Annotated in this window: 4 protein-coding genes and 2 rRNA genes (1 of these 6 running past the window's edge); 3 read left to right on the forward strand and 3 right to left on the reverse strand. The window is 49.3% G+C overall.

Annotated features, from left to right (window positions below; genetic code table 11):
* Positions 1 to 26: 26 nt before the first annotated feature.
* From ACO05Z_RS13835 to ACO05Z_RS13845, 3 genes are all read left to right on the forward strand, one after another.
* Entirely contained in the window at positions 27 to 1,037 is a 1,011-nt protein-coding gene (locus tag ACO05Z_RS13835) for a TRAP transporter substrate-binding protein (protein WP_421902761.1), read from the forward strand.
* A 117-nt stretch (positions 1,038 to 1,154) separates the two neighbouring features.
* On the forward strand, positions 1,155 to 1,640 hold the full coding sequence (locus ACO05Z_RS13840) for a TRAP transporter small permease (protein WP_421902762.1): 486 nt from the start codon (positions 1,155 to 1,157) through the stop codon (positions 1,638 to 1,640).
* Positions 1,641 to 2,954: a TRAP transporter large permease gene (locus ACO05Z_RS13845; RefSeq protein WP_421902763.1), complete on the forward strand. Its 1,314-nt coding sequence runs from the start codon at positions 1,641 to 1,643 to the stop codon at positions 2,952 to 2,954.
* Between the two features lie 85 nt (positions 2,955 to 3,039).
* On the opposite strand, the gene ACO05Z_RS13850 is transcribed toward ACO05Z_RS13845, so the two are convergent.
* The 3 genes from ACO05Z_RS13850 to ACO05Z_RS13860 all read right to left on the reverse strand — a co-directional run.
* Positions 3,040 to 4,845, reverse strand: coding sequence for an SLC13 family permease (locus ACO05Z_RS13850; RefSeq protein ID WP_421902764.1), 1,806 nt, complete (start codon positions 4,843 to 4,845; stop codon positions 3,040 to 3,042).
* A gap of 165 nt (positions 4,846 to 5,010) precedes the next feature.
* A 5S ribosomal RNA gene (gene rrf / locus ACO05Z_RS13855) occupies positions 5,011 to 5,125 on the reverse strand.
* A 97-nt stretch (positions 5,126 to 5,222) separates the two neighbouring features.
* Positions 5,223 to 6,686 (reverse strand): 23S ribosomal RNA (locus ACO05Z_RS13860) (it continues 1,470 nt past the right edge of the window).

Below are 6,686 nucleotides of genomic sequence, written 5' to 3' on the forward strand. Positions count from 1 at the left end.
CTTTACATAAATAAACCGGAGGGAACATGAAAAAACTTTTGATTACAGTAGTGGCCACAGCCATGTGCATGTGCACCCTGCCGCTTACAGCAGGAGCAAAATCCATTAACCTGAGCTACTCCAACTTCTTCCCGCCCACTCATATCCAGTCCAAACTGGCCGAGCAGTGGAGCGATGAAGTCACCAAACGCACCGAAGGCCGTGTAAACATCGCCTATTTCCCCGGCGGTACCCTGACCAAGGCCAAGCAGTGCTATGACGGAGTGGTGGAAGGAATTTCCGATATCGGCATGTCCGCACTGGCCTATTCACGTGGCCGTTTCCCGACCATGGCCGCCGTTGACCTGCCGCTCGGCTACAAATCCGGCGTTGCCGCTACCAAGGTTGCCAATGCAGTTTACGATAAGTTCCAGCCTAAAGAACTGCGCGATGTAAAAGTACTTTTCTTCCATGCCCACGGTCCTGGCCTGCTCTTCACCGCTAAAAAGCCGGTTAAGACCCTTGAAGACCTCAAAGGCATGAAACTTCGCGGAACCGGGAACTCCGCCCAGCTGCTCAAGGCTCTCGACGCAGCTCCGGTGGCCATGTCCATGCCTGACACCTATCAGGCCATCCGCAAAGGGGTTGTGGACGGAGGTGTCTACCCCATGGAAACCAACAAGGGTTGGAAAATGGGCGAAGTTGTTGATTACTGCACCCTCGATTACCCTGTTGGCTACACCACCACTTTCTTCGCAGTCATGAACAAGGACAAGTGGGATATGATTTCCGAACAGGACCAGAAAACCATCACGGAAATAAGCAAAGAATTTGCCACCAAGCACGGTCAGGCATGGGATGAAAGCGACAAGGAAGGCCGCGATTTCCTGACCAAGAAAGGCGGACAGTTCATCGAACTGAGCGAAGCCGAAGGCAAGCGCTGGAAAGAAAAAGCCGCTCCCATGATGGACGATTACATAAAAAAAGCAGGTAAGAAAAAACTCGACGGCAAAGCAATTCTCGACTTCACCGTAGAAACTTTGAATAAATTACAGTAACCCAAATGCCTCCGGCGGCCCTGCCGGGGGCATTAAACCCTTTTGCAAAAGGGTTTAAGAATCCCAAAACCTTTTATTTAGGCTTCGCCGATAGTTATTTGATCTTGGAGTAGTAAATTGGGTAATCAGATTATCGGCCTCATCAACAAATTTGAGGCATTGTTAAAAAACATCGCTGCCATCTGTTTAATTGGCATGGCCCTTTTGACCGGGGCGGATATTATTTCACGCGGCGTGCTTGATACCCCCATTTTCGGGGTTGAAGATATTGTGGCCGTGCTGGCAGTACTGACCACCGGGCTGGCCCTTGGCTATGCTGAAAGCCAGAAGGCCAACATCGGCGTGGAATTTCTGTACAGCAAAATGAACGGACGCACCCGTCGCATTGTTAAGATCGTAACCACTTCCATGAGCGTTGCCTTATTCGGGCTGGTTACTTGGAGGCTCTACCTTTACGGATGTTCCATGCGTGAAGCCGAGGAAGTCTCCATGACCCTTGAATTACCCACAGATATAGTCATTTTCGCACTCACTTTCGGTTTCGGCTGCTTTACCCTGACCCTGCTGAAAGAACTCATCATGCTTTTCAAAGGGGAAAAATAAATGGAACCGACCACCCTTGGTATTATCGGCATATTTGTAATGCTGGCCTTACTCATGACCCGCATGCCCGTGGCCTACGTCATGACCCTCGTGGGGTTCGGCGGGTTCTCCATGCTCATTTCCGTAAAAGGCGGCATGAACCTGCTTTCACGCAGCTTTTACGATACTTTTTCATCCTACAGCCTCTCCACCATTCCGCTGTTCATCCTCATGGGGCAGTTGGCCTTCAACAGTGGAATCAGCCGCAGGCTCTACTCCACAGCCTACCATTTCTTAGGCCACATTCAGGGAGGCCTAGCCATGGCTACTGTTGCTGCCTGCACCGCCTTCGGTTCTGTCTGCGGTTCCAGCCCGGCTACCGCAGCCACCATGGCGACTGTGGGTATCCCGGAAATGAAACGCTACGGCTACTCCAACTCCCTTGCAGCGGGCTCTGTAGCATCCGGTGGTGGACTGGGCATGATCATGCCACCCAGTATCGTACTCATTGTCTATGGCATCCTAACCGAGCAATCCATTGGTGAACTTTTCATGGCAGGAATCCTGCCCTCAGTGGTGCTGACCATCCTGTTCATCATCGCTATTGCCATAGTCTGCCATCGCGATCCCAGCTTAGGCCCAAAAGGTGAAACCTTCCCCATGAGCGCCAAACTTAAATCACTCATGGGACTGATCGACACCATCGCCGTATTCGCCCTTGTCATCGGCGGTATGTTTTTCGGATTCTTCACCCCTAACGAATCCGCGGCCGTGGGTGTACTGGGAATTCTCGCACTGGGTATCATCAAACGTCAGCTGACATGGCAGGCATTTGTTAATTCACTTTATGAAACCCTGCGTACTTCAGTGATGGTGCTCTTTCTCGTTGCCGGGGCGCTGATTTTCGGTAAATTCCTCGCAGTAACCCGCATCCCCTTTAATGTAGCCGCATGGACTGCATCATTCGACCTGCATCCGCTGATCATCGTTTCCATGATCCTCATAGTCTACTTCATCGGCGGTTGCATCATGGATGCACTGGCCCTGATTATGCTGACCATCCCGGTCTTCTACCCGGTAATCACCACACTGGGCTTTGATCCCATCTGGTTCGGGGTCATCATCGTGCTGGTCACCCAGATCGGAGTCATAACGCCTCCTGTCGGGATCAATGTCTACGTGGTTTACGGCATGGCTCAAAAATTTGCTCCGGATATTACGCTCGAGGATATCTTCAAGGGAACCATGCCCTTCCTGCTGGCAATTCTGGTGGGTATCATGCTCTTCGCCATCTTCCCGCAGATCATTTTATATCTGCCACAGGCGATGTATTAAAAGATACGGTTCATAAAAAAAGCGAAAGCCGCAGCACCATTTGGTACTGCGGCTTTTTTAATATCATATAAAATCAATATCCTACTCAAAAAAACACCCGCATTCCCGCCACCAGCACGACCAAAAAGAGGATAGTCATCCCGGCACCAGCGCGGAGATAATCAACAGCCTTTAAACCAGCCGGACGCATAACCAGAGCATTTACCTGATGCGTGGGCAGTATGAAGGTATTGGAAGCAGCCAAGGCAACTGTCATGGCTGCTACACGCGGGTCAGCTCCGCATGAAAGAGCCAGGTTCATTGAGAGTGGAACCAGTAGAACCGTGGCACCTACATTGGATGTGAAGAGAGTGAAAAACGAAGTTAACAATCCGATACAGATAAGCAGCACCGTTGGCGATGGCACTCCCACTGCGTTCATGAGCATATCGGCGATCATCTTTGCTGCCCCGGTGTTCTCGAAGGCAAGCCCAAGCGGAATCAATCCGGCCAGCAAAAAGACAGTCATCCAATCCACAGAACGGTAGGCTTCGTCAATGGTCAGCACACGCCCTAGGATCATTGCCATAGCACCGAAAAGCAACGAAATGGAAAGCTGGATATCCAGCACCAGAATCATAAACATGGTCACAGCCAGACAGCCCAATGCAAATGGAGCCTTATCCTCGCGCAGCAGCTCCCCTTTAATGGGTTCAGTAAAAATCAGATCGTTCTGATCCTTAAACAGATGAAAAGCACTCCACTTACCATGCAGCAACAGGGCATTTCCTTCACTGATCACCAGATTAGAAAGATCGCTGATTATCATTTCATGCCCCACATAAACAGCCAAGGGCACTACACCAAATTTTTTTCGCAGCTGAACATCACCAACAGTCATTCCGACCATCTGCGATCTAGGTGAAACAATCCCTTCCATGATCCCGGAATTTGTAGGAGCAAGATCATCAGCAAAAACTTTCAATTCACGAGAGTATGACCAACCAAAATCTGCTGCCAGCTTTTCAATGAAAATGGCCTCACCGATTACAGCAATGGTATCTCCGGGACAAAGAGTATCTTCTGGCCGAGGAGCAACATTTCTTTTATGGGTTACGGCATTGTATGAGGCCAATACTGAGCAGGCATAGTTTGAGCGAATCTGCAGCTCCGAAAGGCACTGCTCATTGAAGCCATTGGCTGGAATTTTCATCTCATAAATTTCACCTACATCATGGTAAGTTTTATCCAGCAACGGGGAAAGAGGGCCACTGACTTTGCTTGCCTTACTATACGGCAGAATCCATTTCCCAAATAAGCTGAAATAGAACAATGCTGAGATGACCAGCATGATCCCGATGGGGGTCATACTGAACATACCAAAGTGATCATAGCTCACTCCACGCACTGTCAGCAGATCATTCAACAAAATCAAAGGGCTTGAACCAACCAGAGTTAAGGTTCCGCCTATAATGGCGCAGAAAGCCATTGGTAACAATATATGTGAGGCCGGAACCCCGGTCTGGGTAGAAATACGCCTTGCTGCAGGCATAAACAGTGCAGCAGCTCCGATGTTCTGCATGAACCCGGATATACCGGCGACAGTTGCCGCAACCATGGAAGTAATCTTCTTTTCATCCTTCCCGGCAAATTTTAGAATTAATTGGGCCAGTTTGTTCATGACCCCGGTCTTATCAAGACCTGCACCAATAATGATAACAGCAATGATGGAAACCACGGCGTTACTACTCAAACCGCTTATAGCCTGCTGCGGAGTAACCAAACCGAGCAGCGGCAAGCAAACCATGACCATGATACCGACCATGTCTACGCGTACCCATTCGAAAACAAAGAACAGTACGACTAAAAAAAGAACAGCAAGGACAAGAATAATATCTGGAGTGATAGGCATAACGAATTTAAATTTCCTTTAAATAATGAATTTACATCTTCTAAAAATGCCTTAGTTCTAGCCGCAATACAAGAGTGTGTCGAAGGATATATTGTAAAGAATATTTCAAATCCCCCCAAACGCAATAAAGCCCCCTTGAATTAACAAGGGGGCTTTGAAATAAAAAGCTTGCGGCGACCTACTTTCCCACTGGCTACCCAGCAGTATCATCGGCGATGGAGAGCTTAACTTCCGAGTTCGGAATGGGGTCGGGTGTGACCTCTCCTCAATGGCCGCAAGCAAATTTGCTTGCTCTTTTTGAGCAAAATATATTGTTTAATAGAGAAGAATTTACCCCTTACTTTAACTAGTAGAAGTTAAAGTTAAGGGAAGAGAAGAAAAATAAGTCGCACGATTTATTAGTACTGGTCAGCTGAATGCATCGCTGCACTTACACCTCCAGCCTATCAACCAGGTGGTCTACCTGGAATCTTTAGATGCTAAAGCATAGGGATAACTAATCTTGAGGCAGGCTTCCCGCTTAGATGCTTTCAGCGGTTATCCCTTCCGAACTTAGCTACCCTGCAATGCCGCTGGCGCGACAACAGGAACACCATAGGTTCGTCCACCCCGGTCCTCTCGTACTAGGGGCAGACCCTCTTCAATTATCCTACGCCCACGGTAGATAGGGACCAAACTGTCTCACGACGTTTTAAACCCAGCTCGCGTACCACTTTAATCGGCGAACAGCCGAACCCTTGGGACCTGCTTCAGCCCCAGGATGTGATGAGCCGACATCGAGGTGCCAAACCGCGCCGTCGATGTGAACTCTTGGGCGCGATCAGCCTGTTATCCCCGGCGTACCTTTTATCCTATGAGCGATGGCCCTTCCATGCGGAACCACCGGATCACTAAGACCAACTTTCGTTCCTGCTCGACATGTCTGTCTTACAGTCAAGCTCCCTTATGCCTTTGCACTCGACGGCTGGTTTCCAATCAGCCTGAGGGAACCTTTGCAAGCCTCCGTTACTTTTTGGGAGGCGACCGCCCCAGTCAAACTACCCACCAGACACTGTCTCTAGGCCGGATAACGGCACTAGATTAGAATTCAAGACTATCAAGGGTGGTATTTCAAGGTTGGCTCCACCGACACTAGCGTGCCGACTTCAAAGCCTCCCACCTATCCTACACATGATAGCCCTAAACCCAATGTCAAGCTATAGTAAAGGTGCACAGGGTCTTTCCGTCTTACCGCGGGTAACCGGCATTTTCACCGGTAATTCAATTTCACTGAGTCTCTGGTTGAGACAGTGGGGAGATCGTTACGCCATTCGTGCAGGTCGGAACTTACCCGACAAGGAATTTCGCTACCTTAGGACCGTTATAGTTACGGCCGCCGTTTACTGGGGCTTCAATTCGGAGCTTCGCCGAAGCTAACACCTCCTTTTAACCTTCCAGCACCGGGCAGGCGTCAGTCCATATACATCGTCTTACGACTTAGCATAGACCTATGTTTTTAGTAAACAGTCGCCCCCCCCGATTCTCTGCGGCTCCAAACAGCTCATTAAGTGAATCAAGTCACCGTCTGGAGCATCCCTTCTCGCTAACTTACGGGATCATTTTGCCGAGTTCCTTAACCAGAGTTCTCTCAAGCGCCTTGGTCTACTCGACCCGACTACCTGTGTTGGTTTGCGGTACGGTCAACAAATGCTAAACTTAGAAGATTTTCTAGGCAGTCTGGAATTACTCACTTCAAACGTAAAGTTACGGCATCGTGTCTCGGCCTTAAAGGAAAACGGATTTGCCTATTTTCCAAGCCTACGCACTTACACCGGCATATCCAACAGCCGGCTGAGCTATCC

This window comes from Maridesulfovibrio sp., from assembly GCF_965230075.1.
Lineage (GTDB): Bacteria > Desulfobacterota > Desulfovibrionia > Desulfovibrionales > Desulfovibrionaceae > Maridesulfovibrio.